Source organism: Streptomyces cyaneochromogenes (assembly GCF_003963535.1).
Taxonomy (GTDB): Bacteria; Actinomycetota; Actinomycetes; order Streptomycetales; family Streptomycetaceae; genus Streptomyces; species Streptomyces shaanxiensis.
This window is the reverse complement of record NZ_CP034539.1, coordinates 10,150,957-10,176,094: the sequence shown is the minus strand read 5'-3', so window position 1 is coordinate 10,176,094 and position 25,138 is coordinate 10,150,957. Positions and strand designations below refer to the sequence as shown.

Below are 25,138 nucleotides of genomic sequence, written 5' to 3'. Positions count from 1 at the left end.
GCCACCATGGAAACGGAACAGCGGAACTTCCGCTGGGGCCACGAGGCCCTGTATCTCGAGTTCGACCTCGGCGACGACGGCAGTGCCCGCCTGACCTACCTCGGACTGCCCGGGGAGACCGCCAAGGACCCTCGTGGGTCCCTGCCTCTGGTGGAAGTGACGGCCACGGGGCACGGGAGGAATTGGTCGGGCAGCCGGCTGGTCCAGACGGGTCTCGGCGAGCGGCTGCGCCACCGGTCCCACCGTGCGACCCGCGAGGGTGACTGGCACGTCCTGACCGTCGAACTCCACGACCCGGACACTGGTCTGGTCGCGGAGGTGACCTACCGGTCGCCGGACGGCCTGGCCGTGCTCCGCAGCGAGGTGACCCTGCGCAACGAAGGGCGCGACACGCTCCACCTGGAGTCGGTCAGCTCGTTCGCCATGGGGTGCCTCACCACGCCGGACCCGGCGGACCTGGACGCCGCCGACCTGCTGTGGGCGGACAACGACTGGCTCGCCGAATGCCGCTGGCAGCGCCGCCCGCTGCGGCTGACCACGCCGGACCACGGTGGACGCGTGCATCACGCGAACGGCCGTTCCGGCTTCGCCCTGACCGGCCAGGGCACCTGGTCCAGTTGCGGGCACCTGCCCATGGGCGGCCTCACGGACCGGCGCACCGGCCGCACCTGGGTCTGGCAGGTCGAGCACAACGGCGGGGGCTGGCGCTGGGAGTGCGCCGAGCGCGACCGGACGGCCTACCTGGCCCTGTTCGGGCCCACCGACTCCCATCACGGCTGGCGGCAGCCGCTGGAACCGGGCGCCACCTTCCGCACCGTACCCGTGGCGCTGTCCTTCAGCCCCGACGGCGGCCCCGACGGCGCGTTCGCCGCGCTGACCCGCTACCGGCGCGTCCAGCGCCGCCCGCACCCCGACCACCAGGGTCTGCCCGTCATCTTCAACGACTACATGAACTGCCTGATGGGCGAGCCCACCACCGACAAGCTCCTGCCGCTCATCGACGCGGCCGCCGACGCGGGCGCGGAGTACTTCGTCATCGACGCCGGCTGGTACGACGACGGTGACGGCTGGTGGACCACCGTCGGCGCCTGGGAGCCGTCCGCCTCCCGCTTCCCCGGCGAGAAGGGCATCCACGAGGTCCTGGACCGCATCCGGGAGCGCGGCATGGTGCCCGGCCTGTGGCTGGAGCCCGAGGTGATCGGCGTACGCAGCCCCATGGCCAAGTCCCTGCCCGACGAGGCGTTCTTCCGCCGCGACGGCGTCCGCGTCACCGAGTCCGGGCGGTATCACCTGGACCTGCGCCACCCCGCCGCCCGCGCCCACCTGGACCAGGTCGTGGACCGGCTGGTCGGCGAATGGGGCGTCGGCTACCTCAAGCTCGACCACAACATCGACCCCGGCTCTGGCACCAGCGCCCACCCCGGCGAGAGTGCGGGCGCCGGCCTGCTCGGCCACAACCGGGCCCACCTGGACTGGCTCGACGGCATCCTGGACCGTTATCCGCACCTGGTGGTGGAGAACTGCGCCTCGGGCGGCATGCGCTGGGACGACGCGATGCTGTCGCGGCTGCAACTGCAGTCCACCAGCGACCAGCAGAACCTGGAGCGCTACGCGCCCATCGCGGCCTCCGCGCCCACCGCCGTCACCCCCGAGCAGGGCGCCGTGTGGGCCTATCCGCAGCCGGACGACTCCCTCGACGAGGTCGCCTTCACCATGGCGAGCGCTCTGCTGGGCCGTATCCATCTCTCCGGCGGCCTGCTGGAGTTGGGGCCCGAGGCCCGCGCCCTGGTCCACGAGGCGGTGGCCGTGTACAAGGCCATCCGCGCCGACCTGCCGCAGGCCGTGCCCTCCTGGCCCTTCGGCCTCCCCGCCTGGGACGACCCCTGGATCGCTCTCGCCCTGCACACCCCCACCACCACCTACCTCACCGTCTGGCGCCGCCCGGACGGCGCGGCCACCACAACCCTCCGGCTGCCTGAACCGGCGGGCGGCGCAGCCCGTGTCGAGGTGCTGTACCCCGCCGCACGTCCAGCCGCTGCCGTCTGGAACCCGGACACGGCCGACCTCACCGTGACCCTGCCCACCGCGCCGTCCGCGGCGCTGTTCCGCATCACCCGCACGGAACCGGCCGCTCCCTGAGCGCCGCCCCTGCCGCCCACTGCACGAACCACGAAAGGACGCCCGAGGGTGCCCGCTCAGAACCCGCCCGCCCGCGCCACCAACCCCGTGATCCCCGGGTTCCACCCCGACCCGAGCATCTGCCGGGTCGGCGACGACTACTACCTCGTCTGCTCCAGCTTCGAGTACTTCCCCGGCGCACCCATCTTCCACAGTCGTGACCTGGTGAACTGGCGGCAGATCGGCAACGTCCTGGACCGGCCGGAACAGCTGCCGCTGACGAAGGCGTGGGCCTCCGGCGGCATCTACGCCCCCACCCTGCGGCATCACGACGGCCGCTTCTGGCTGATCGTCACCAACTGCACCGAGGGCGGCGGCAACCTGATCGTCACGGCGACCGACCCGGCCGGCCCCTGGTCGGATCCGATCCCGGCACCGGGAGTGCCCGGCATCGATCCCGACCTGGCCTGGGACGAGGACGGCACGTGCTGGTGCACCGTCGCCGGGGTGTCGCAGGTCCGGCTCGACCCGTCCACCGGGCAGACGCACGGCACGCCGCACAAGGTCTGGTCCGGCGGCCCCGGCGCGAAGGCTCCGGAGGCGCCGCACCTGTACCGGATCCGCGACTACTGGTACCTGCTCATCGCCGAGGGCGGCACCGAGCGCGGCCATGGCGTGTCGATCGCCCGCGGCCAGACGCCGACCGGCCCGTTCGAGCCGTGCCCGGCCAACCCGATCCTCACCCACCGCTCCACGGACCACCCGGTGCAGAACACCGGGCACGGGGACCTGGTCCAGGGCCCTGACGGCTCCTGGTGGATGGTGTTCCTCGGCGTGCGGCCGGGCGGCGGCACCCCCGGCTGGCACGTGCTCGGCCGGGAGACCTTCCTGGCTCCCGTGACCTGGGAGGACGGCTGGCCGGTCGTCGGCGAGGTCACCCTGGACCTGCCCGAGCTCCCCTGGCCGCTCTCCCCCACCCCCGCCGCGGAACGGCGCGACGACTTCGAGCTCAGCGAACTCGGGCCGGCCTGGATGTCCCTGCGGGACCGCCCCGCCGAGCTCTGCACCACCGAGGAGCGCCCCGGATGGCTGACGCTCCGCGCGCGGGGAGACTCCCTGGACGAGCCCGACGCGGTGTTCACCGGCCGCCGTCAGCAGCACCTCACCTGCCGGGCACGCACCCTGATCGACCCGGAGCAGGGGCGCGGTGGCCTCGCCGTACGGCTGGACGAGCAGCACCACTACGAGATCGAGGCGTCCGGCACGGAGGTGCGGGTGATCGCGCGCATCGGCTCCCTGCGCACGGTCGTGGCCACCCGGTCCGTACCCGCCGGGCCCGTGGTCCTCGCCCTCACGGTCAACCCGCCGGAACCGCAAGGGCCTTGCACAGGGCCCGACGTCATCTCCCTGGGCATCGAGGCCCCGGACGGAACCTTCACCGAGCTGGCGTCACTCGACGGCCGCTACCTGTCGACCGAGGTCGCCGGCGGCTTCACCGGCCGGGTCATCGGCATGTACGCCACGGCAGGCACCGTCCACTTCGACTGGTTCGACTACGAGCCCCTCGACGACTGAACGCCTTCTCGCTCTCCACTGAAACGGGGCCTCTCCGACCACGGACGGAACCAACCCGAACCGTCGGCCGCAAGGACACGACCAACCGAAAGGCATCACACGTGAAGGACATACGGCAACCCGCGCGCCAGGGCAGACCCGGCCCCGGGCGCCTGGCCGGCCTGCTGATGGCGCTGCTCGTCATCCTGGGACTGGCGGGCAGCACCGCGACCGCCGCGCCGGGCGACTCGGCACCGCAGGCTCTCTCCACGGGCAAGGTTCCGGCCCGGGCCATGGACGCCGTCGACGCGATGCAGCCCAGCTGGAACCTGGGCAACACCCTGGACGCGATCCCGGAGGAGACGTCCTGGGGCAACCCCAAGGCCACCAGGGAGCTGCTCAGGACCGTCCGGGAGCAGGGCTTCCGCAGCGTCCGCATCCCGGTGACCTGGAGCAACTACCAGAAGGACACCGCGCCGTACGCCGTCGACGCCGCGTACATGAGCCGTGTCAAGGAGGTGGTGGACTGGGCGCAGGCCGAGGGCCTCTACGTCGTGCTCAACGTGCACCACGACTCCTGGCAGTGGGTCTACGAGGTCTCCGCGGACCGCGACCAGGTGCTCGCCCGCTTCGACTCCCTGTGGAAGCAGATCTCCGCGGCGTTCCGCGACGAGCCGCGCACCCTGCTCTTCGAGAGCATCAACGAACCGACCTTCGGCGATGTCTCGGACGCACGGAAGGCCGAGTTGGTGCATGAACTGAACACCTCGTTCCACAAGGTCGTCCGCGCTTCGGGCGGCGGGAACGAGAACCGTCTGCTCGTCCTGACCACGCCGGGTGGCACCCCGTCCCAGGACTTCATGGACAGCCTGTACACCACGATCAGCGGGCTGGGCGACAAGAACCTCGTCGCCACCGTGCATTACTACAGCTTCTTCCCGTTCAGTGTGAACATCGCGGGCGGCACCCGGTACGACGAGAAGTCCCGGAACGACGCGGACGACGTCTTCGCCCGGATGAAGCACATCTTCACCGACCGGGGTATCCCCGTCTACGTCGGTGAGTACGGCCTGCTCGCCTACCCCGACGACAACCACCCCTCCCGCATCGAGCGGGGCGAGGCGCTGAAGTACTACGAGCACATCGGGCACCTGGCGCGCACCGCCGGTGTGACCACCGCCCTGTGGGACCCGGGCTTCGCTTACCTGAACCGCCAGACCCTGAAGTGGCGCGACCCCGCGCTCTTCGCGTGGATCAAGTCGAGCTGGACCACCCGCTCCGGAACCGCCTCCTTCGACCGGATCTACCTGAAGAAGTCCGGCCAGATCGAGGTGCAGTCGCTCACCCTGAACCGCAACGGCTTGAAGTTCCGCGGGCTGTGGCACGGCGACACCAAGCTGGTCGAGGGCCGGGACTACACCCTCTTCGAGGACCGGATCGCCCTGCGGGCGTCGACGCTGACCAAGCTGGCCGGTGACCGTGCGTACGGAGTCAACTCGACGCTCCAGGCCCGGTTCTCGAAGGGTCTGCCCTGGCAGATCGACGTGATCACCTACGACACCCCGGTCCTTTCCGACACCACGGGCACGAAGGACAAGTTCGCCATTCCCACGAAGTACCAGGGAGACGACCTGGCGACGATGGAGGCCACGTACGGCGACGGCACCAACGCCGGCCTGACGAGCTGGACTCCGTTCCAGGAGTTCAACATCGCCTTCCGGCCAGACGTCCCGAACGGCACGATCATCCTGACCGCCGACACGCTCAAGTCCCTGCGTGAGGGCGAGACGGCGAACCTGACCTTCCACTTCCACAGCGGCGCCAAGGTGAAGTACAAGGTCACGAAGTCCGGAGACACGGTCACCGGTACGGCCGTCAAGGAGTCCTGACCGACAGGCCACGTGCCCTGGTTGCCCCCGTCTCGGGCAACCAGGGCTTCGGCGTCTGTGGCCTTGTCAGCCCTCTACCTGGTCGCCCCGCCACCACATAGCTTCGGCCCGGTGGGCGATGTTGCGGGAGCCGTTGTGGTCCGCCTTGGCGGGTACACCACCAGTGCTGTGTCTCGCGCTGCTCGGCGGGAGACCGGCAGAAGCGGCAGAGGTGGCGGCGCAGGCCTGGACGAGGGGCCCTCGGCCGTCGAGCACGAGGGTGATCGGCCGCATCTGGACCAGGGAGACGGGTTCACCCTCACCCACCTGTGGACCGGCGGCACGTCCAGCACGTCCGGGCAGATCTCGGCGAGCGTCCCCGCGCACGGAGTGGCCGTGTTCCAGGTGAGCGGGGGCAGCCCGCAGGCCGCCACCACCTCGCGGCTGCGCGGCACCGCGTCCGGCCGCTGCGTGGACGTGGACAACGCCTCCACCGCCGCCGGGGCCACGGCCCTGATCTGGGACTGTCACACGGCCGCCCCGGCCGTGGCCCAGTGCCGTGCCTCCCATTCTCGGGACGACCAGCACCGATACCACGGCGGCCCATAAGAGGGACCTTGACCTCGTCATCGTGAAACCCCTCTTCTCAAGACGGAGCCGTCGGACAGGGGCTTGGCGAACACCTCGGTGCTGCCGTCGTCGCGCACCCGGCGCCCGCCGGAGCCCAGCGGGTCCTGGTTGACCGCCAGCAGAGGGGGGGTAGTCCACGCCCCACGAGGCGAACGTGTTGGCGTCCTGGGCCTCGTGGCCCTTGCTGCCGGTGGAGCCGGGGTAGGTGCCCACGCCCTGGGCGCAGGTTTTCTCGTTGGGGGCCTGGTAGATGCCGAACTTCAGGCCCTTGCCGTGGATGTAGTCCCCGAGCGCCTTCATGCCGCTGGGGAACTTGGTCGGGTTGGCCCGCAGATTGCCCGCCGCGTCGCGCTGCGGGTCGAACCAGCAGTCGTCGACGACGACGTACTGGTAGCCCGCGTCCTTCATGCCGGAGGACACCATGGCGTCGGCGGCCTCGCGGACCTGCGCCTCGGTGATCCCGCACCCGAAGCTGTTCCAGCTGTTGCAGCCCAGCGGCGGAGTGAGCGCCGGGCGCCCGGCGCGGCCGCGGCGGGAGAGTGCGCGGAGGCCGTCAGGGACGCGGAGACCGTCAGCACAGTGGTCGCGAGGAGGCGGAGCAGCCGTCCGCCTGATCGTCTGGGCACCAAGGGCTCCTTTACCGGATGAGCGCCATGGGCGGGTGACGCTGACATGGTGTCACGTCCATGACACTGCGAGAGAGCTGGAGATGGGTTCGAAATTTCGCATGCCGTTCGGAAACTTGCAGCGCCTTGGATGGTAGAGGGACGCACGAGCATGTCAACACCACGCGCATCCGTCTCGCACAGGCAATTGACCTGCAGTGACTCACACCCCCCGCGTCGAATGTTTCGACACGAGCATCGAATAATGCGAAAAGGATTGACGGGACGCATGGGCCTCCTATCATCCACAGTTGCCGACAAATCGATGCACGTTCAACATCCCGAACCCTGAGCCGCACAGGGAGAACGCCACACATGGATATGTCATGGCCTCATCAACCGATGTCCCGTCGCCGCGCCCTGACGGCCGCCACCTGCCTGACCGCCGGCGCCCTGCTTCCGCCGGCCGCGGCCCCGGACCTCGCGACCGCCGCCCCGGCCACCTACCCGAACCCGGTGATCTGGCAGGACTTCGCGGACATCGACGTCATCCGCGTCGGGGACACCTTCTACGCCTCGGCCTCGACGATGCACTACTCGCCGGGCGCGCCCGTCCTCAGGTCGTACGACCTGGTGAACTGGGAGATCGCCGGTCACTCGGTGCCCGCGCTCGACTTCGGCGCCAAGTACGACCTCAACGGCGCCCGTGGCTACGTCCGAGGGATCTGGGCGTCGTCACTGGCCTACCGGCCGAGCAACAGGACCTTCTACTGGCTCGGCCAGATCGACTTCGCCCGGAGTTACGTCTACACCGCCACCGCCGCCGAGGGGCCGTGGAACAGGCTGACGACGATCAGCACCCCCTACTACGACGCGGGGCTGCTCGTCGACAGTGACGACACCCTGTACGTGGCGTACGGCAACACCACCATCAGCGTGGCCCAGCTCTCGCCCGACGGCCGCACCCAGGTCCGCACCCAGCAGGTGTTCACGACACCGTCGAGCGTCGGCACCCTCGAAGGCTCCCGCTTCTACAAGATCAACGGGCGGTACTACATCTTCCTGACCCGCCCCGCGAACGGCCAGTACATCCTGAAATCGTCGGGCGGCCCCTTCGGTCCGTACACGATGCGGCAGGTCCTCCTCGACCTGCGCGGGCCGATCCCCGGCGGCGGTGTCCCGCACCAGGGCGGGCTGGTACAGACGCAGAACGGCGCCTGGTACTACCTGGCCTTCGTCGACGCCTACCCCGGCGGCCGGATGCCCGCCCTGGCGCCCGTCACCTGGACCTCGGACGGCTGGCCGGTCGTGCAGCTCGTCGACGGCGCATGGGGCGCCTCGTATCCCAGCCCGGTCGTGCCCCCGCCGCCCCGCCCGGTGACCCCCATGACCGGCGTGGACACCTTCGACGGCCCGGCGCTGAACCCGCGATGGGAGTGGAACCACAACCCGGACAACACCAAGTGGTCGGTCGGCGGCGGGCTGACCCTGCGGACCGCGACCGTCACCAACGACCTCTACTGGGCCCGCAACACCCTGACGCACCGCATCCAGGGCCCCACCTCCACCGCCACGGTCCAGCTCGACCACTCCGCCATGCGGGACGGCGACCGGGCCGGACTCGCGCTGCTGCGGGACTCCTCCGCCTGGATCGGCGTCAAGCGCGACGGTGGCGTGCCGCGGTTGGTGATGGTCAACGGGCTGACCATGGATGGCAGTTGGAACACCACCGGCACCGGCACGGAGGTCGCGAGCGCGGCCGCCCCGGGCAGCCGGGTCTGGCTGCGCGCGAGCGCGGACATCCGCCCCGGCACCGGACGCCTCGGCAGCTTCTCCTACAGCACCGACGGCACCACCTTCACCCGCCTCGGCCCCGCCTTCTCCCTGGGCAACGACTGGCGGTTCTTCATGGGTTACCGATTCGCCCTCTTCAACCACGCCACGCAGGCCCTCGGCGGCGCGGTCCGTGTCACGCGGTTCGACCTGTCCACGCCCTGAAGCGGCCCACCGATCGCCCCCACCCCGAGGAGGTCCACCGACCGCACCACGCAACCCCCCACACCCTCCCCCCACGAGGAGAACCATGAACCCGCTGAAACGACTCGGCTGTCGCCGAGCCTCCGTCCTCGGCCTGCTGGCCGCGACCGTCCTGCTGACCCCCGTGACCGCAACCGGCGCACCCGACGACGCCGTGAAGGCCTCCACCCTGGGCGCCCAGGCGGCCCAGTCCGGACGGTACTTCGGAACCGCCGTGGCCGCGGGCCGGCTCGGCGACGGCATGTACACCGGCATCCTGGACCGTGAGTTCAACTCGGTCACGCCCGAGAACGAGATGAAGTGGGACGCGACCGAGCCGTCCCGCGGCACCTTCAACTTCGGCCCCGCCGACCAGATCGCGAACCGCGCGCAGGCCCGCGGCCAGCGCCTGCGCGGCCACACCCTGGTCTGGCACTCCCAGCTGCCCGGCTGGGTCAGCTCCATCAGGGACGCGAACACCCTGCGCGGCGTGATGAACAACCACATCACCACCGTGGCGAACCGCTACAAGGGCAGGATCCACTCCTGGGACGTGGTCAACGAGGCCTTCGCCGACGGCCCCAGCGGCCAGCTCCGCAGCTCGGTCTTCCGGGACGTGCTGGGCGACGGTTTCATCGAGCAGGCGTTCCGCACCGCGCGCTCCGCCGACCCGGCGGCCAAGCTCTGCTACAACGACTACAACATCGAGAACTGGAGCGACGCCAAGACCCAGGGTGTCTACCGCCTGGTCCGCGACTTCAAGGCGCGCGGCGTGCCCATCGACTGCGTCGGTCTCCAGGCCCACTTCGGCACCGGCGGCCCGCCCGCCAGTTTCCAGACCACGCTGTCGAACTTCGCCGCCCTCGGCGTGGATGTCCAGATCACCGAACTGGACATCGCGCAGGCGTCGCCGACCGCGTACGCGAACACGGTCAGGGCCTGCATGAACGTCGCACGCTGCACCGGCATCACTGTCTGAGGCATCCGCGACAGCGACTCCTGGCGGGCCTCGGAGAACCCGCTGCTCTTCGACCGGGGCGGCAACAAGAAGCCCGCGTACAACGCGGTGCTGACCACGCTGGGCGGCACCCCCGCCGCCACCCGCGGCTCGGCCTCCTGACTGGGACCAACTCGACCTGCTGACCCGACTCTGCCGTGGGGAGCTCTTCCGATGGGAGCGCTCCCACCTCTCTCCGCCGACCTTCGGACGCCTCCCTCTCAAGAAAGCCGAGGTACCCGTCATGCGCCGCAGCCTCCTCGCCCTGGTGGCAGCGCTCTCCGCGCTGCCGCTGGCGCTCGCCACCGCCCCGTCCGCCCACGCGGCCGACCCGACGACCATGACCAGCGGGTTCTACGTGGACCCCGACTCCAGCGCGAAGCGGTGGGTCGCCGCCAACCCCGGTGACGGCCGGACATCCGCGATCAACGCCTCCATCGCCAACACGCCGACGGCCCGCTGGTTCGGCTCCTGGAGCGGCACCATCGGCACCGCGACCGGCGCGTACGTGGGCGCCGCCGACGCCCGCGACAAGCTGCCCCTTCTCGTCGCCTACAACATCTACAACCGCGACTACTGCGGCGGGCACTCCGCGGGCGGAGCCTCCTCGCCGTCCGCCTACGCCAACTGGATCGCGCAGTTCGCGGGCGGGATCGCGGGCCGCCCGGCCGTCGTCGTCCTCGAACCGGACTCCCTCGGGGACTACGGCTGCATGACCCAGGCCCAGATCGACGAACGCGAGAGCATGCTGACCGGAGCGCTCGCCGAGTTCAACCGCCAGGCCCCCAACACCTGGGTCTACATGGACGCCGGCAACCCGGCCTGGGCGAGCGCGGCGACCATGGCCCAGCGCCTCCACGAAGCGGGCGTGCGGCAGGCCCACGGCTTCTCGCTCAACATCTCCAACTACCTGACCACGGCCGAGAACACCGCGTACGGCAATGCCGTCAACAGGGAACTCGCCGCCCGGTACGGCTACACCAAGCCGTTCGTCGTGGACACCAGCCGCAACGGCAACGGCTCCAACGGCCAGTGGTGCAACCCGTCAGGCCGCCGTATCGGCACCCCCACCCAACAGGGCGGGGGCGCCGAGATGCTCCTGTGGATCAAGGTCCCGGGCGAGTCCGACGGCAACTGCGGCGTGGGAAGCGGCTCCACGGCCGGACAGTTCCTCCCGGAGGTCGCCTACAAGATGATCTACGGCTACTGATCCGGGGTCGCATCCCGGGCTACATCCCGGGCGCGCGCCGCGGGCCCGGGATGCAGCCCTGATGCCGGATCAGCCTCCGTTGACCGTCAGGTTGTTGGTGGTGAAGTTGAGCCCGCCGGACGACGAGGTGATCTCGTAGCCGAACTGCACCTCACTGATGGTCTCGCTGCCGGCCATCCAGCGCTTGTCGTAGGCGAGCCAGTTGAGGATCGGCTTGATGTCCACGGTGCCGGAGTTGGAGTCGGACGTCCGCAGGAACGAGAAGACCTCGTTGGACCCGTTGGTGCCCTTGTAGACGTTCCAGTTGTGGCCGCCGAGGGAGACGTTGCCCTGGTAGCCGCCGATCGGGCCGACGGCTCCGTTGTAGTTGACCCAGAGCATGATCTCGTAGTCGTGGTCGGAGTCCCAGATGTCGTACGACGTGTTGTACGCGCCGGACGACGGGACACTGACGTTGTAGTCGCTGGTGAGCCAGCCGAGGTTGTCGATCGTCTTGTTGATCCACTTCGTCGAGTTGGGGTACGACTTGATGCCGCCGGTGTTGGGGTGGTCGGCCCAGACACCCCAGCCGGTCCCGGAGTTGGCCCATATGCACTGGCCGCCCGCACCCGAGCCCCAGATGTTGTTGTAGAGCGTGTAGCCGTTCAGGTTCGTGCTGGCCCACTGGTCGCAGGAGTTCCAGACTGCCGCTGAAGCGGGGGCGGCGGCCAATCCGACGGTGGCTCCGAGAGCCATCGCCGGGGCGAGCACCGCCATGGTGATCTTGCGCATAGTGCTTTTGACCATGGTGTCCCTTCCATGGGTGGGGGAGATGTGGGGGTTTGCTACCACGTCCCGATGCTGAGGACGTGGTCCTCTCCGGCGACCAGGTCGATCGGCTCCGCGTCGCCGGAAGAAGTCCTGACTTCGATTCGAACGGTGCGAGCCGGCCGCAGGACCGCCCTCGCCCCCTCGGGTGCCCAGGTCAGATCGACCTCGGCGCCGAACCGCGTGCGTACACCCGTGAGGCGGCCCGCCGGGAGAGCGGACGGCGGCGCGGGCAGGAGGACCAGCCGGTGGGGGGTCGACTGGACGAGCATCTCGATCAGTACGGCCGGCAGGGTGTGCGCGGCGTCGGCGTTGTAGACGTGGCGGTTGGGGTAATGCGCGCTCATCAAGGAGGCGTGGAAGAAGTCGCCGTCCAAGACCTGGCCGAGGGCGTGGGCGACCCGGTCGCCGTCCCTGAGGCGGGCCGCGATGAGCGCGTGGTGGAGGTGGCCGTGCGCGGAGTCGTTCTCGGCGCCGCGCAGTTCGAGGGCGCGGTGGGCGGCCGCCGCGAGGTCGGGGGTGTCGTAGGGGGTGATCTCGTCGAGCGGCCAGACTCCGTAGAGATGGCTCAGGTGACGGTGGTCGTAGGTGTCCTCCAGACCGGGCCAGGCCCACTCGGCCAGGGCGCCGTCGGCGTTGACCCGGTGCGGGGGCAGGCGGCCGGCGAGCGCGCGCCAGCGGTCGGCGTCCGGGGTGTCCGGGTGGTAGTCGGCCGCCGTGAGCAGGGCGTGCCGGGCCGCCGAGAGGTCCATGGCGGCGTTGATCGTGCCCCAGCTCGCGTTCGCCGGGCGGTTCTCGGGTGAGTAGGAGGGGACGACGACCAGGTTGCCTTCGTCGTCGGTGCGGGTGAGGAAGTCCTCGTAGAACAGGGCGACTTCGGTGAGGGCGGACGCGGTGCGCGGGTCGCGGGTGCCGTGGGTCTCGTCGTGGTCGACGAGCGGTTTGAGCAGCCAGTCAGCGCCCGCGGTCCACAGGTGCAGGGGGTATTCGCGGTTGAAGTGGTACGAGTGGCCCGACTCGCCGTCGGTGTGGGCGGGGGCGACCACGCCCCGGGCACCGAAGACCGCGCGGGCGTTGTCGCGCCAGTCGGGCAGCTGGCCGTGGATCAGGTTCGCGTGGGCCTCGGTGACCTCGGGGAGGGCGCCGGCCGCGGCGGAGGCGGTCTGGAGGTTGAGGTTGGCGTCGTTGGTGAACGCCCCCGACCAGGCGGTGTCCCAGTCGCCGGTCCACAGGCCGGTCAGGCGGGGCGGGAGGAGGCCGGCGGCGGACAGCAGGTGGTAGCGGCCGGCCGCGAAGAGCCGTTCCAGGAGGGCGGCGCTGCGCGGCCGCTTCAGCAATTCCGAGCCGGGCAGGGCCCGTTCGGCCGGGTCGGCGGCGAGGTCGAGGGTGACCCGCTGGTAGGCGGTGCGGTGGAGGGCGAGATGGCGTTCGAGGAGCTCGTCGTAGTCCGTGGGCAGGTCCCGCAGGGCGCGGCCCTCGGCGGTCACGTCGAGTTCGCCGGTGTGCCGCCGGACCCGGGTGAGGAGCAGCACGGACCGGGCGCCCTCGATGTGCGCGCCCGGCGCGGCGAGGACCGTCGTGCCGCCGGTGACCGCGACCAGGGTGACGCCGGTGAAGGCGCGGTCGCTGTCGGGGTAGCGGGCGCGCAGGCTCAGCAGGGCGCCCTCGGGGGTGAGGACGGCTCCGTGGCCGACGCCCAGGTGGGCGGGGGCGCCGGGGAGGCGGTGGTCCAGGGAGACGTCGAGGGTGCCGTCGGCTGACGTGACGTGCTGGACGATCACGTCGTCGGCGCGTGAGACGAAGACGCGGCTGGTCCAGCCGGCGCACGTGGCCCGCACGACGCCCGTCGCGAAGTCGACGTCGCGGCGGTAGTCGTTGCGGTCGGCGGCGGGGCGGGCCAGCCGGACCTGGAAGGCGGGGTGGAAGGGCCGCACCCAGTGCAACGGACGGCCGTCGGTGAAGCCCTCCGCGGCGGTGTGGTCACCGGCCAGGAGGCTGTCCTGGAGGGCGGGCAGTTCCGCGGCGAGCCGGGGCGGCCGGCGGTGTTCGTCGTCACCGCCCGGCCGTACCAGGGTGTGGTGCGTGACCACGACCCGCTCGGCGTCCGGCTCCCCGAACACGAGGGCGCCGTGATGGCCGTTGCCGCTGAGGAAGCCGTCCTCCCAGCGGGCCGCCGGGTCCGGCTCCCAGGTTCCGTGGACGATCCCATTGTTCGAGGTCATGGCCGCAGCACCGCCACTCCGTAGCGTCCGAGGGTGATCTGGTCGGTGACGGACGTTCCCGTCAGCAGGTCGTGGTGGGTGCCGGGCACCTCGACGGTGACCGGCTCGCGGCCATGGTTCAGCACGAACAGCACCTCGCCCCGCCGTACCGCCTCGACCTGGTCGGGCAGGCCGTCGAGCACCGGCCGGACACCCGCGCCGGAGGCGACCCTGTCCAGCAGGTCGCGCAGCGCCTCCGGCTCCGGGAGCGTGGAGACGTACCAGGCCCGGCCCTTGCGCAGGACGGCGGGCAGCCCGTCGAGTTCGCCGCCCTTGTACGGCAGCGTCTCGTCGGCGGTGCCGTCGGCCTCCAGCTCCTCGGACCACAGGGTCCCCCGGAAGCCCTCGCAGGTGACGGCCTCCCCGGCGTCCAGCGGCCACCACTCGTGCAGGGTGCGGATGCCGAACAGCTCGCGCAGCCGGGCGTCCATACCGCCGGGGCGGACCCGGTCGTCCTCGTCGGCGACGCCGGTCTGGAAGCCGCAGACGAGGGTGCCGCCCTGCTGGACGTAGGCGAGGAGGTTGTCGATCGCGGCGTCGGTGAGGGCGTACAGCTGCGGCACGACGACGACGGAGTACGGCGTCAGGTCGTGCTCGGGGTGGGCGAAGTCGGTGGTGAGGTGGGCCTGCCAGAGGGCCCGGTGCCAGGCGCTCAGGACGTCCGGGTACTCCACCTGGGTGGACAGGCGGCCGTCCTGGTTGCCGGCCCACCAGGCGTGCCAGTCGTGCAGGACCGCGATGTCCGCGGTGATGGTCCGGCCGCTCACCTCGGCGGCGATCCGCTGCATTTCCGCGCCGAGCTGCTTGACCTCCTGAAAGGTACGGCCCTCCTCCCCGGCGTGACTGACCATGCCGGAGTGGAACTTCTCCGCGCCCTGCCGGGACTGCCGCCACTGGAAGTAGCAGACGGCGTCGGCGCCGCGGGCCACGGCCTGCAGGGACCACAGCCGGTTGAGGCCGCGGGGCTTGGGGTGGTTCACGCCCCGCCAGTTGACGGGACCGGCCGCCTGCTCCATGAGCATCCACGGCCCGCGCGCCTGGGAGCGGGTCATGTCCTGGACGACGGCGCCGCTCTGGGCGCCGTGCGGGTCGCGCGGGTCGGGGTAGATGTCGACGGAGACGACATCCTCCTCCTGCGCCCAGCGCCAGGCGTCCTGGCCCACCCACAGCGACATGAAGTTGCTGGTGACGGGGATGTGCGGGGAGTACCGGCGGACGATGTCCCGCTCGGCGGCGTAGCACTCCAGGAGCATGTCGGAGGTGAAGCGCCGGAAGTCCAGGACGTGGGTGGGGTTGCGCATGTAGTGGGGCAGGCGGGGCGGCAGGATGCTGTCCCAGCTGTCGTAGCCCTGGCTCCAGAAGGCGGTGCCCCAGGCCTCGTTGAGGGCGTCGAGCGCGTCGTACTTCTCGCGCAGCCAGCGGCGGAAGGCGGCCGCGGCCTCGTCGCCGTAGTCGAAGGTGCAGTACTCGTTGTTGATGTGCCACAGGGTGAGGGCCGGGTGGCCGCCGTAGCGGGCGGCGAGGTCCTCGGTGATGGCTGCGGCATAACGCCGGTAGGTGGCGCTGGAGTGCGAGAAGTGCTGCCGGCCGCCCCACCACTCGGTGCGGCCGTCCTCGGTGACGGGCAGGGTGTCCGGGTGCAATCGGCCCAGCCAGGGCGGGGGCGAGGAGGTGGGGGTGGCGAGGACGACGCCGATGCCGTTCTCGTGCATGAGGTCCATCAGCCGGTCGAGCCAGCCGAACTCCCTTTCCCCCGGCCGGGGTTCGAGCTTGGCCCAGGAGAAGACGCCGAGGGTGACCGAGTTGACCCCGGCGTCCTTCATCAGCCGGACGTCCTCGTGCCAGGTCTCCTCGGGCCACTGCTCGGGGTTGTAGTCGCCGCCGAAGAGAAGGCGGCCTCGGGTGACATCGTTCAGGTCAGGCATCAGACAGGCTCCCCGTACTGCACACCACGTCCGTTGGCGGCAAGGTAGACACGGCCATGGACGCGTGGGTCGCCGGTGATGGCGGTGCCGATCCAGCCCCACTGGTGTTGATCGTCGTTGATCCGCGTCCAGGTTTTCGCTTCGTCGTCGGAGCGGTGAACGGCGTTGGAGCCGTCGATCGCACCGACAAGGTAGATCACCGGGCAGGAGGCGCCCTCGGCGGCCTTGCCGAACCCGAGGGTGTGGGCGGCCCGGCAGCTGCCGAGCTTGGTGAAGGTGGCGCCACCGTCGGTGGAGCGGTGCAGGCCGCTCGCCTTGGCGCTGAGCCACAGATCGCCGGAGCGTCCCGGGGCCGCGGCCAGTTGGAAGCCCGCGTCACCGGTCGGCAGGCCGGTGGCCCGGGCGGTGAAGGTCAGGCCGCCGTCGGTGCTGGCGCGGAGGGTGCCGGCGGTCGTGTCGTAGGCGTAGAAGCGCTTCGGGTCCACGGGGTCCGCGAGCAGGACGGCGCCCTTCGGGAGGGAGCCGACCTCGGACCAGGTGGCGCCGTTGTCGGCCGAGCGCTGCGCCGGGTACACGGTGCCGTCCCAGTGCGCGAGGGACCACAGCAACACACTGCCGTCGGCGTTGGTGACGATCGGGCCGGGCGCGTCCTTGGCGGCGGCGGGCTGCGCCTTGAAGGGCGCCCAGGTCTGTCCGCCGTCGTTCGAGTAGGCGCCGTTGCCGCTGTCGCCCGAGCCGGTGCGCACGACGTACGAGGGTCTGGCCGCGGCCTGGGCGAGTCCGACGTCGGACCCGAACACGGGGTTCGTGGACAGGCCGCGCGACGGCGAGGCGGTCAACCGCTCGTGGTAGAGCACGCCGATGTCCCGCGATCCGCTGATCAGGTGGGCCTCTCCGGCCGGCGGCGACACGATCTGCACCACGGACGCCTCCTCGATCCCGCGTATCTGCGGAGCCCAGTTCTTGAGGTCGCGCGTGCCGTAGAGGGTGGCGCCGGTGCCGTAGACGACGTGCCGGGAGTCGAAGAGGTCGAGGCCGACGGCCTGGATCCACCAGCCGAACTTGGGCTTGTCCTTGCCCCACTTGAGGTAGGGGGTTTCGGAGACGTCGAAGACGGCCGTGTCCTTCAGGGACGTCCAGGTGCGGCCGCCGTCGGTGGTCCGGTACAGCGTGTCGACGGCCGCCCATCGGTTGTTGGTGGAGACCAGACCGCCGACCCGGTCGATCACCGGCTTCGGGGAGAGGCTGGTGACGATCACGATCCACAGCGGCCCGAGCACCCCCAGGCAGCACAGCGCGAGGAAGGCGCTCTTGGCGGTGAGCCCGGCCTTGCCGGGCGGCTCCTCCCACACCGGGCGGGCGGGAGCCTTCAGGCTGCGGATGAGCTGCGTGTTCAGGCTCACTTCTTGTACACCCCCTGCTCGCCGAGCAGGTGCGCGACCTTGTTCGCGCCCAGGACGAGACACACTCCGATGACTCCCTTGGCCAGGCCGACCGCCGCCGCATAGCTGAAGTCGCCGTTCTGGAGACCCATGTTCCACACGTAGGTGCCCAGGACCTCACTGGCCCCCGCACCCACCGCGTACCGCTGGAGCAGGAACTGCTCGAAGCCCACGCTCAGCGCGTCACCCACCCGCAGCACCAGCAGCAGCGCGATCACCGGGCGCAGCGCGGGCAGCGTCACGTGCCACATGCGCCGCCAGCGCCCCGCGCCGTCCATCGCGGCGGCCTCGTACAGGTCGGTGCTCACCGCCGACAGCGCGGCGAGGAAGATCGGCGGCCTTGCCCGAGGTGGCGCCCTCGCGCGAGGCGGTGTCGGACCCGCCGCAGGCGGTGAGCAGCGGCATCCCACCCGCCTCCGCTGCGGTGGCGACCGCAGTCGAGGCGAGGAAGCTTCTCCGGCTCGGTCCGGAGGAGGCGGAGGCGGCATTCGGCGTCATTGCGTCAACCCTTCATGGCGCACCTGGACACCCGGCGGTGGCCGTCGGCTGCGGTGTCGTGATGGGAACTGGCCGAGCCGAAAGCGAACATCCCATCACTGCGATGGCGATTCACAGTCGAAGCGCTTCGATGTTGCTGCGAGGTTAAGTGAACACCTATGGGCGCACAAGAGTCGCTTCCAAGATTCCTCCGACGTACTGGAGGGGCTGTTCTTCCGCCCTGCTTGAATCAACGATGTTGATCCTTGACAATTCCCATGACCCCCATGGTGTCGAAGCGCTTCGATACGTCGTGCCACTCCCCGCAAGGGAATCCCATATGTCTGCCATGCACGCCGCACACACCCCACCTTTCCGCGATCGACGACTGCCGTTCACGAAGCGCATCGACAGGTCCTCGTCGGTCCAGTCGGGCAGGTCGTACTCGTGCAGGACGAGCGGGAGGACCGAGGAGGACGTGACGTCGCGGCCCGTCTCGTTGTTGTGGGCCGGCCAGGCTTGAGGACGGACGCGGTGCGCCAGTACGTCGGGTGACACCCCGAGGCGGACACTCGACGCGGCCGTCCGCCGCCAGCTCTCGGTCCGCTTCCGCCCCGGCGAGTTCGACCCGGAGTACGACCCGCACGCCCTCACCAAGGACTTCGACACCCCCGCCCACCGCGACCTCACCCTGTCGGCGGACGCGCCGCGGCTGCTGTCGAACGGGTGCGAAGGCTCAGGCTCCAGCCCCGCTCGCTCCGGCACCTGGCACACCCGAGCGCACCGGCCGGAGCGCCGTGGAGCGGCGGCCGATCTAGGCTGGAGATGGCCGCTGGAAACCAGCCCTGACGGGCACGGCTGTCCGGACGGAGGCGTGGCGCGTGGAGATGGCCGGCACACAGGACGCGCCCACCGCTGTGGCCGTCGTGGACCGTGACGGCATGGTGAGCGGCTGGAGCGAGGGGTGCCGACTGCTGCTGGGCTGGACGGCGCAGGACACCGTAGGCCGCCCCGTGACCGACCTGCTGGTCGATCCCCCACCACCCGGCTTCCCCGAGGGCTACGGCGCCGGCCCCGACCCCACGGGGTTCATCCTCCTGCGCCACCGGGACGGTTCCACGGTGGACGCCGTGGTGACGGCTCACCCACTCTTCGGCCCCGAGGGGCGGGCACTGGGTCACGCGGTGACCGTCCAGCGCTGGGGAAGCCGCCCGGTGATCGCCGACCGGGCCTTCGAGCAGTCGCCCTTCGCGCTGGGCGTGTATGACCCTGACCTGCGCTTTCTGTGGATCAACGCCTCTTCGGGCCGGGTGATCGCGCACTCCGAGGAGCAAGTGCTCGGCAGGAAGTACCGCGAGATGTTTCCCGAATTCGACCGCACGCTGTTTCCCGAGCGGGACGACAAGCCCTACACGGACGCACTCGCCCAAGTGGCGAGGACGGGCGAACCCACGCGTCTGATCACCGTCTTCCGCCCTCGCGGCAGTGACTACGCCAATGCCTGGGCCACCAGCATCTGGCCCGTCCGGGATGCCGGGGGCAGGGTCTGCGCGATCGCCAACTGGGGATTCGACATGAGCGCCGAGTACTGGGCTCGGCAGCGCCTGCTCATCCTGAACCAGGCCAGCGGCGGCATCGGCCGGACCCTCGACGTGATCGGAACCGCCCAGGAGCTGGCCACGACCCCGGTGCCGGGATTCACCGACCTCGTCACCGTGGATCTCTTCGACGAGGTGCTGCGCGGAGAGGAACCACCGTCCGTGTCCGCGTTCACCTCCGGCGAGCCCATCGTGCTCAGCCGTGCCGCCCGGCACAGCGCGCAGGACGACACCGACCGAGCTCCCGGGCCCACGACACCGGTCAGCCACCCTCCCGGTTCCGTCGCCGCCCGCTGCCTGGCCACCGGCAGGTCCACGGTGGAGCTCGCCGCTGAACCCGGCCAGGGCGGCGAATGGGCCTTCGGGCCCGGGCTCGCCGCCGACCCTGCCCACTGGCCACCGGGCAACCCGGTGATCGACGGGTCCCTCGCCGCCGACGGGCTGACCGGCCGGATCACCGTGCCGCTCCGGGCGCGCGGCGCGCTGCTCGGGGTCGTCGCCTTCACCCGGCTCGACCGGCCCGAGGCCTTCACCGCCGACGACCTGATCCTCGCCGAGGAGCTGACCACCAAGGCAGCCGTCGCCATCGACAACGCCCGCCGCTACTCGCGCGAGCGCACGACCGCGCTGACCCTGCAACGCAGCCTGCTGCCGCAGGGACTGCCGAACCATGAGGCGGTCGAGGTGGCATCCCGCTATCTGCCCGGCGGGGCAGGTGCGGAAGTGGGCGGTGACTGGTTCGACGTCATTCCGCTGTCCGGGGCCCGGGTCGCCCTGGTCGTCGGCGATGTCGTCGGTCACGGCCTGCACGCCTCGGCCAGCATGGGCCGGCTGCGCACGGCGGTCCGCACCCTCGCCGACGTGGACCTGCCGCCGGACGAACTGATGACCCACCTGGACGACCTGGTCCTCCACCTCGCCAGCGATCTCCAGCCCACCGGCCACTTCCAGCCGACCGGCGAGTCCGGGGCCACCTGTCTGTACACCGTCTACGACCCGGTCTCCCGGCGGTTCACGCTGGCGAGCGCCGGCCATCCCCTGCCGCTGATCATCTCCCCGGACGGCACCAGGACCCCGGTGACCGCCCAGCCGGGGCCTCCGCTCGGCATCGGCGGGCTACCGTTCGAGGCCACCGAGCTCGAACTGCCCGAGGGCAGCCTGCTCGCCCTCTACACCGACGGGCTGCTGGACGGCCGCGCACGCGACGTCGACAAGGGAATCACCGAACTGCAGCGGGTCCTGAAACAGCCGGCCACCTCACTGGAGGCCCTGTGCGACACGGTGATCGACGCGGTGCTCCCCGATCACCGTACCGACGACGCGGCTCTGCTGCTCGCTCGCACCCACGCGCTGGCCCGCCACCACGTCGCCGACTGGGACGTCGAGCCGGACCCCGCGCAGGTGCCGCGCGTCAGGAAGTTCGCCGTCGACCAGGTGGACGCGTGGGGCCTGGAGGAGGCCTCCTTCGTCACCGAGCTGGTCGTCAGCGAGCTGGTCACCAACGCCATCCGGTACGGCGAGCCGCCGATCAGGCTGCGGCTGATTCGCGACACCTCCCTGATCTGCGAGGTCTCCGACTCCAGCAACACCGCACCGCACCTGCGCAGGGCCCGCGACTTCGACGAGGGCGGCCGGGGCCTGTTGCTCGTCGCCCAGCTGACCCAGGGGTGGGGTACCCGGCACACCACCAACGGCAAGACGATCTGGTGCGCGCAGACCCTCCCTCAGTCCGAGCCGCACTGAGCCGCGTGTCGGTCACCAGCCCGTCGGCAGACCGGCGATGAACGAGGTGAGCCGGTCGGCGATGAGTCGGTCGTCGGCGGCCGAGTAGTGCCAGTCGCAGCCGAGGAAGTCCAGGCCCGAGTCGTCGAGGAACCAGTAGCGGACCCGGCTGTCACCGGCGTCGTTGCGCGCCTTGACGACCTGCTGGACATGTCCGGCGTACTGGCCGGCGCCCACCGCCACGATGGTCGTGTCGGCCCCGTAGCGCGTCCTCAGCTTCTGGATGAAGTCGCCGTAGGCGGTGCGGTAGCCGGCCGCGAGGCTGTCGGACGTCCACGGCTCACCGGGGTTGATGGCCGTCGAGAAGTCGTTGGTGCCGAGGTTGACCACCACGACCCGGGGGCGCCAGGTGCCCGGGTTCTGCCAGACGTCGCCGGAGTCGTTCAGCAGGGCACGGTCGTAGAAGCTCCGGTACGTGACGTCCGTACGGCCTCCGTTGTAGTTGCGCACCATGCCGAGGCCCGAGTAGCCGTTGATCTGGTAGTCGGCGTTCAGCTTCCGGGCGGTGAGGGCGCCGTAGCTCACGTCGGAGTTGGTGTTCCGCTTGAGCTGGTCCCAGGTGCAGGTGCGGGAGTTCGACAGGTTGCCGTAGCCCACCGTGAGGGAGTCGCCTATGAACTCGATCTGGCGGCTGCGGGCGGCGGGCTTGCTCAGTACGGTGCCGCCGGGCGCGGCGACGAAGCCGCCGAACGTGCTGGTGTCCCCGGGGGTGTCGTTGCGCTTGACGACCCGGACGCTGTGCGTGCTGTTGGACAGGCCGTTGATCCAGTGCGTGGTGTTGCCGGGCGTGACGAGCGTGGCGACGGTGGAGCCGTCGATCTGGACGTCGTAGTCGGCGGCCGAGTCGTTCAGCACGATGCCCACGCCGGTGCCGCTGACGCGGCCCTCGAAGTAGACGCCGGGCCAGCTGTACTGCACCGTGTTTCCGTTGTCCTTGACCCGCCCCGCGGCGTGCGCCTGCGCCAGCGCTCCCGCCGTCGGCGTGCCGGAGCCGACACGGGCCAGCTGCCACTGCTGGTTGGCCCCGCCCCAGTCGGCGAACTGCACGACCTTGCCGCCGTCCGCGGTGGAGGCGTTCTGCACCTCAAGGGCCTTGCCGCTGTTGCGGTTGATCAGACGGACGTAACCGTCCGACGAATCGGCCAGCCGGAACTGCTGGTTGGTGCCGTTGGCGTCACCCCACTGCACCACGTCCGCCTGGTCGGCGGTGGAGTAGTTGAGGACGTCCAGCACCTTCCCGGAGTGCTGCGCCTTCAACCGGTAGTAGCCGCCACCCGAATCGACGAACTGGAACCGCTGATTGGCACTGTCCATGCGACTCCACTGCGTCACGCCCGCACCGTCGGCAGTGCTCGCGCCCGCCACATCCAGAGCCTTGCCGCTGCCACGGTTGACCAGCGCATACCACGCGCTCGTGTCCACCGTGGCCGCCTGCGCCGTCCCGGTGGCACCCAACCCGGCCAAGAGCGTCGCCATGAGGGCGGTCACCGCGGCGAGCACGGCCGTTCGCCTCCCGCGACGCCACCAGGGAACCGTGAGTCTCACATACGAGCCATGCATCCCTGTCTCCTTCAGTGCGCGCGTCACCCGGTTCCCTGCTGGGGTGTCGGTGACGCGCCGTCGGCTCGGAGAAGGCGTCGGGTCACTCTGGGCACACCGGACGCGATACTCCCGGCGCGCACCATACTGTCGAAGCGCTTCGAATGTAAGCGCGCTGCATGACTTGGCATCTCAGGTCCGTCGGCACGAAGGTACGGCGGAAGGTCGGCGGGGCTTTTTCGAAGCGCTTGATCACCTGATCCGGGCCGTCAGACGATGCGCCGCCCCGCCGTCCGCATGCCCCCGGCTCACATCGACGAGCGCGAGGCCGTCAGTCGTCCTCCAGCTTCTCGAAGAAGAACTCGTGCTTGAGGAAGGAGACGTCGTACTCGTGACCGGCCTGAGGCGGCAGCAGCTGGGACGCCTGGAACAGGCGCCACCCGTCGAGCAGCGCGGCGAGCCCGGTGGGATAGGGCGGCTCGTCGCTGTCGCCGGTCGTCGGGTGGGTCCGGCCGGTCCCGTCGTACTGCGACCAGCCCACGACGTGGGAGTCCAGCGTCGACGTCGAGAGATAGAGGACCAGAACCTGCTGCCTCATGCGTGGCTCCCCAGGGTAGGCCGGTTGCTGACGCGTGTGACCCAGTACTCGACATCGAAGGAGTCGTCACCGGTCAGGGCCCGCCACAGCAGGACCCGGTTGTAGATCTCCAGTCGGCCGGTGGCCTGCTCGTACCAGGGGAGGTACGTGTTGAGTTCCGCGGTCACCGCGGGGTCGTGCAGGTCGGAGAGGTCCCACAGACGCACCTGCGGCACGGTCGGGTTGAGGCGGAGCTTGTACATGTAGCGGCGGTTCGCGGTGTCGTTGCGGCGGCCGCTGTGCCAGATGCCGTGGTGCACGAGAACGACCGTGCCGGCCGGGCAGGTCAGACGGGTCTGTCCCCTGAGGTTCTGGACGCGGCCGACGTCCGTCTCGTTGATCCTGCGCAGATGGCTTCCGGGCACACTGAGGGTGCCGCCCATGTCGGCGGTCACCTCGTGCGGGTAGTACATGAGCTGGATGTCGAACGCGTCCGGCCGCACGTCGATGATCGCGTCTCCGTGGAGCGGCTGCGCCTCTCCCTCGTGCGGCCAGCGCACATGAACCGCATGGTGGTCGACGGTCGGGTCGGGCCCGACCAGACTCTCGACAGCGCCCGCGACGACCGGCAGGGCGAGCAGTTCGTGGACGAAGGTGTCCGGCGCGAACGCCCCGCCCAGCGGAGTTCCGTAGGCCACGTCCGGCAGGCCCTCGGTCAAGGTCGCGATGGCCCGCTCATTGATCTCTTGCGGCACCACCCCGTCCAGGCGCAGGAAACCCTGCGCGACGAAGCGCGCCACCTGAACCGAGGTCAGGAGTTGCTTGCTGGTTGACATGCGACGAACGTAAGCGCCCTGACCGGCTCAGTCGTGGGCTGAAATCGTCCAGTGCTGGTAATTTTCCATCCTCGTGAAACACGTGACAGTACGGCTCGACGAGGCGCCCACCGTGGTCAATGCCGGCATCGGGGTGCACGGCGTCTCCAGCGCCCACGACGTCTTCCGGCTGCCCGACCTGTGGCAGCTGCACCTCTACAACTACGAGGGTGCGCTGTCTCTCGGGCAGTCGGTGCACCCCATACGCCCCGGCCACGTCAGCCTGGTGCCGCCGAACACGGAGGTGCACTTCCACTATCGGGGCCGGTCTGAGCATTTCTACGTCCATCTGCGGCTGCACGACGGCGGGAGCGCGCGGGTGGTGCCGGTGATGCAGGACGCCGCGGCCGAGAGCACCCGCCTGGCCGATCTGCTCCGACACGCCGTGACGGCCATGCCGACTTCTCCCCGGCGAGCCACGGCCGAGGTCTGGACCGCTCTGTGGCGCATCGCCGAGTTGCCGAGGGGCGTTGGCGCCGGGCGCCGCCACCCCTTCGTGGCCGCCGCACAGGCCTACGTCGAGGAACACCTGGCCGGCCCGCTGTCCGTACCGGACGTCGCGCGCGCCATCGGGATCTCCCACACACACCTGACGCGTGTGTTCCGTGCCGAAACGGGCCTCACGGTCGTGTCGTACATCCGGCAGCGACGCCTTCAACGCGCCCGGCACCTCCTGTTGTCGTCCACCCTGTCCATCACCGCCATCGCCGCGGCCGTGGGCATCGCCGACCTCCAGGCCTTCAACAAGGCCTGCCGCCGTGAACTCGGCGCGAGCCCGCGTGACGTACGTGCGGCCATCCCTGCGGGGCTGGACGGCCCAGGACTGTAAGGACTCCTGCTGACAGCTGCCTCGTGGC

At 70.4% G+C, this 25,138-nt stretch carries 13 protein-coding genes and 6 pseudogenes; 9 read left to right on the top strand and 10 right to left on the bottom strand.

What is annotated here, in order from left to right; all coding sequences use genetic code 11:
- Positions 1 to 6: 6 nt before the first annotated feature.
- From EJ357_RS45630 to EJ357_RS45615, 4 genes and pseudogenes are all read left to right on the top strand, one after another.
- On the top strand, positions 7 to 2,139 hold the full coding sequence (locus EJ357_RS45630; protein ID WP_126398488.1) for an alpha-galactosidase: 2,133 nt from the start codon (positions 7 to 9) through the stop codon (positions 2,137 to 2,139).
- 48 nt (positions 2,140 to 2,187) lie between these two features.
- A complete protein-coding gene (locus EJ357_RS45625) occupies positions 2,188 to 3,693 on the top strand; it encodes a glycoside hydrolase family 43 protein (protein ID WP_126398486.1) in 1,506 nt (501 codons plus the stop codon).
- Between the two features lie 101 nt (positions 3,694 to 3,794).
- Complete coding sequence (locus tag EJ357_RS45620) at positions 3,795 to 5,561, top strand: cellulase family glycosylhydrolase (protein WP_126398484.1); 1,767 nt, start codon at positions 3,795 to 3,797, stop codon at positions 5,559 to 5,561.
- Between the two features lie 282 nt (positions 5,562 to 5,843).
- Positions 5,844 to 6,080: pseudogene (locus EJ357_RS45615) on the top strand (alpha-galactosidase); the annotation flags it as partial.
- A 219-nt stretch (positions 6,081 to 6,299) separates the two neighbouring features.
- Here the strand turns inward: EJ357_RS45615 and EJ357_RS45610 are convergent.
- Positions 6,300 to 6,796, bottom strand: a pseudogene (locus EJ357_RS45610) (glycoside hydrolase family 27 protein); the annotation flags it as partial.
- A gap of 360 nt (positions 6,797 to 7,156) precedes the next feature.
- On the opposite strand from EJ357_RS45610, the gene EJ357_RS45605 reads away from it, so the two are divergent.
- The 3 genes and pseudogenes from EJ357_RS45605 to EJ357_RS45595 all read left to right on the top strand — a co-directional run bounded on the left by EJ357_RS45605 (position 7,157) and on the right by EJ357_RS45595 (position 10,998).
- Positions 7,157 to 8,773 carry a glycoside hydrolase family 43 protein gene (locus EJ357_RS45605; protein ID WP_456114843.1) on the top strand — a complete coding sequence of 539 codons (1,617 nt, stop codon included), beginning with the start codon at positions 7,157 to 7,159 and terminating at the stop codon, positions 8,771 to 8,773.
- 85 nt (positions 8,774 to 8,858) lie between these two features.
- Positions 8,859 to 9,902, top strand: a pseudogene (locus tag EJ357_RS45600) (endo-1,4-beta-xylanase); the annotation flags it as partial.
- A 130-nt stretch (positions 9,903 to 10,032) separates the two neighbouring features.
- Positions 10,033 to 10,998, top strand: a complete 966-nt coding sequence (locus EJ357_RS45595; protein WP_126398480.1) for a glycoside hydrolase family 6 protein — start codon at positions 10,033 to 10,035, stop codon at positions 10,996 to 10,998.
- A gap of 69 nt (positions 10,999 to 11,067) precedes the next feature.
- Here EJ357_RS45595 and EJ357_RS45590 read toward each other — a convergent pair whose 3' ends face one another.
- The 6 genes and pseudogenes from EJ357_RS45590 to EJ357_RS49910 all read right to left on the bottom strand — a co-directional run.
- On the bottom strand, positions 11,068 to 11,784 hold the full coding sequence (locus tag EJ357_RS45590; RefSeq protein WP_126398478.1) for a glycoside hydrolase family 12 protein: 717 nt from the start codon (positions 11,782 to 11,784) through the stop codon (positions 11,068 to 11,070).
- Positions 11,785 to 11,822: 38 nt separating this feature from the next.
- Positions 11,823 to 14,027, bottom strand: coding sequence for a glycosyl hydrolase family 95 catalytic domain-containing protein (locus EJ357_RS45585; RefSeq protein ID WP_126398476.1), 2,205 nt, complete (start codon positions 14,025 to 14,027; stop codon positions 11,823 to 11,825).
- Complete coding sequence (locus EJ357_RS45580) at positions 14,024 to 15,991, bottom strand: beta-galactosidase (RefSeq protein ID WP_126398474.1); 1,968 nt, start codon at positions 15,989 to 15,991, stop codon at positions 14,024 to 14,026. Before EJ357_RS45580 ends, EJ357_RS45585 begins: the two co-directional genes overlap by 4 nt.
- A pseudogene (locus tag EJ357_RS45575) lies at positions 15,991 to 17,199 on the bottom strand (1,4-beta-glucanase); the annotation flags it as partial. The gene EJ357_RS45580 and the pseudogene EJ357_RS45575, both read right to left, overlap by 1 nt.
- A 191-nt stretch (positions 17,200 to 17,390) precedes the next feature.
- A pseudogene (locus tag EJ357_RS45570) lies at positions 17,391 to 17,765 on the bottom strand (ABC transporter permease subunit); the annotation flags it as partial.
- Positions 17,764 to 17,931, bottom strand: a pseudogene (locus EJ357_RS49910) (Tat pathway signal sequence domain protein); the annotation flags it as partial. The pseudogenes EJ357_RS45570 and EJ357_RS49910, both read right to left, overlap by 2 nt.
- 866 nt (positions 17,932 to 18,797) lie before the next feature.
- Here EJ357_RS49910 and EJ357_RS45555 point away from each other — a divergent pair.
- Complete coding sequence (locus EJ357_RS45555; RefSeq protein ID WP_126398470.1) at positions 18,798 to 21,251, top strand: SpoIIE family protein phosphatase; 2,454 nt, start codon at positions 18,798 to 18,800, stop codon at positions 21,249 to 21,251.
- A 12-nt stretch (positions 21,252 to 21,263) separates the two neighbouring features.
- On the opposite strand, the gene EJ357_RS45550 is transcribed toward EJ357_RS45555, so the two are convergent.
- From EJ357_RS45550 to EJ357_RS45540, 3 genes are all read right to left on the bottom strand, one after another.
- Complete coding sequence (locus tag EJ357_RS45550) at positions 21,264 to 22,766, bottom strand: RICIN domain-containing protein (RefSeq protein ID WP_228472808.1); 1,503 nt, start codon at positions 22,764 to 22,766, stop codon at positions 21,264 to 21,266.
- A 394-nt stretch (positions 22,767 to 23,160) separates the two neighbouring features.
- Complete coding sequence (locus tag EJ357_RS45545) at positions 23,161 to 23,427, bottom strand: hypothetical protein (RefSeq protein ID WP_126398466.1); 267 nt, start codon at positions 23,425 to 23,427, stop codon at positions 23,161 to 23,163.
- Positions 23,424 to 24,242: a phytanoyl-CoA dioxygenase family protein gene (locus EJ357_RS45540; protein WP_175647767.1), complete on the bottom strand. Its 819-nt coding sequence runs from the start codon at positions 24,240 to 24,242 to the stop codon at positions 23,424 to 23,426. Before EJ357_RS45540 ends, EJ357_RS45545 begins: the two co-directional genes overlap by 4 nt.
- 82 nt (positions 24,243 to 24,324) lie before the next feature.
- On the opposite strand from EJ357_RS45540, the gene EJ357_RS45535 reads away from it, so the two are divergent.
- Complete coding sequence (locus tag EJ357_RS45535; protein ID WP_126400909.1) at positions 24,325 to 25,110, top strand: AraC family transcriptional regulator; 786 nt, start codon at positions 24,325 to 24,327, stop codon at positions 25,108 to 25,110.
- The last annotated feature ends 28 nt before the right edge of the window (positions 25,111 to 25,138 follow it).

Bases quoted from the DNA above. Each gene is read 5' to 3' on its own strand.
- EJ357_RS45590 (WP_126398478.1), bottom strand. From the start codon at position 11,784: ATGGTCAAAAGCACTATGCGCAAGATCACCATGGCGGTGCTCGCCCCG.
- EJ357_RS45540 (WP_175647767.1), bottom strand. From the start codon at position 24,242: ATGTCAACCAGCAAGCAACTCCTGACCTCGGTTCAGGTGGCGCGCTTC.
- EJ357_RS45545 (WP_126398466.1), bottom strand. From the start codon at position 23,427: ATGAGGCAGCAGGTTCTGGTCCTCTATCTCTCGACGTCGACGCTGGAC.
- EJ357_RS45585 (WP_126398476.1), bottom strand. From the start codon at position 14,027: ATGACCTCGAACAATGGGATCGTCCACGGAACCTGGGAGCCGGACCCG.
- EJ357_RS45595 (WP_126398480.1), top strand. From the start codon at position 10,033: ATGCGCCGCAGCCTCCTCGCCCTGGTGGCAGCGCTCTCCGCGCTGCCG.
- EJ357_RS45605 (WP_456114843.1), top strand. From the start codon at position 7,157: ATGTCATGGCCTCATCAACCGATGTCCCGTCGCCGCGCCCTGACGGCC.
- EJ357_RS45630 (WP_126398488.1), top strand. From the start codon at position 7: ATGGAAACGGAACAGCGGAACTTCCGCTGGGGCCACGAGGCCCTGTAT.
- EJ357_RS45580 (WP_126398474.1), bottom strand. From the start codon at position 15,991: ATGCCTGACCTGAACGATGTCACCCGAGGCCGCCTTCTCTTCGGCGGC.
- EJ357_RS45550 (WP_228472808.1), bottom strand. From the start codon at position 22,766: ATGGCGACGCTCTTGGCCGGGTTGGGTGCCACCGGGACGGCGCAGGCG.
- EJ357_RS45555 (WP_126398470.1), top strand. From the start codon at position 18,798: ATGGCCGGCACACAGGACGCGCCCACCGCTGTGGCCGTCGTGGACCGT.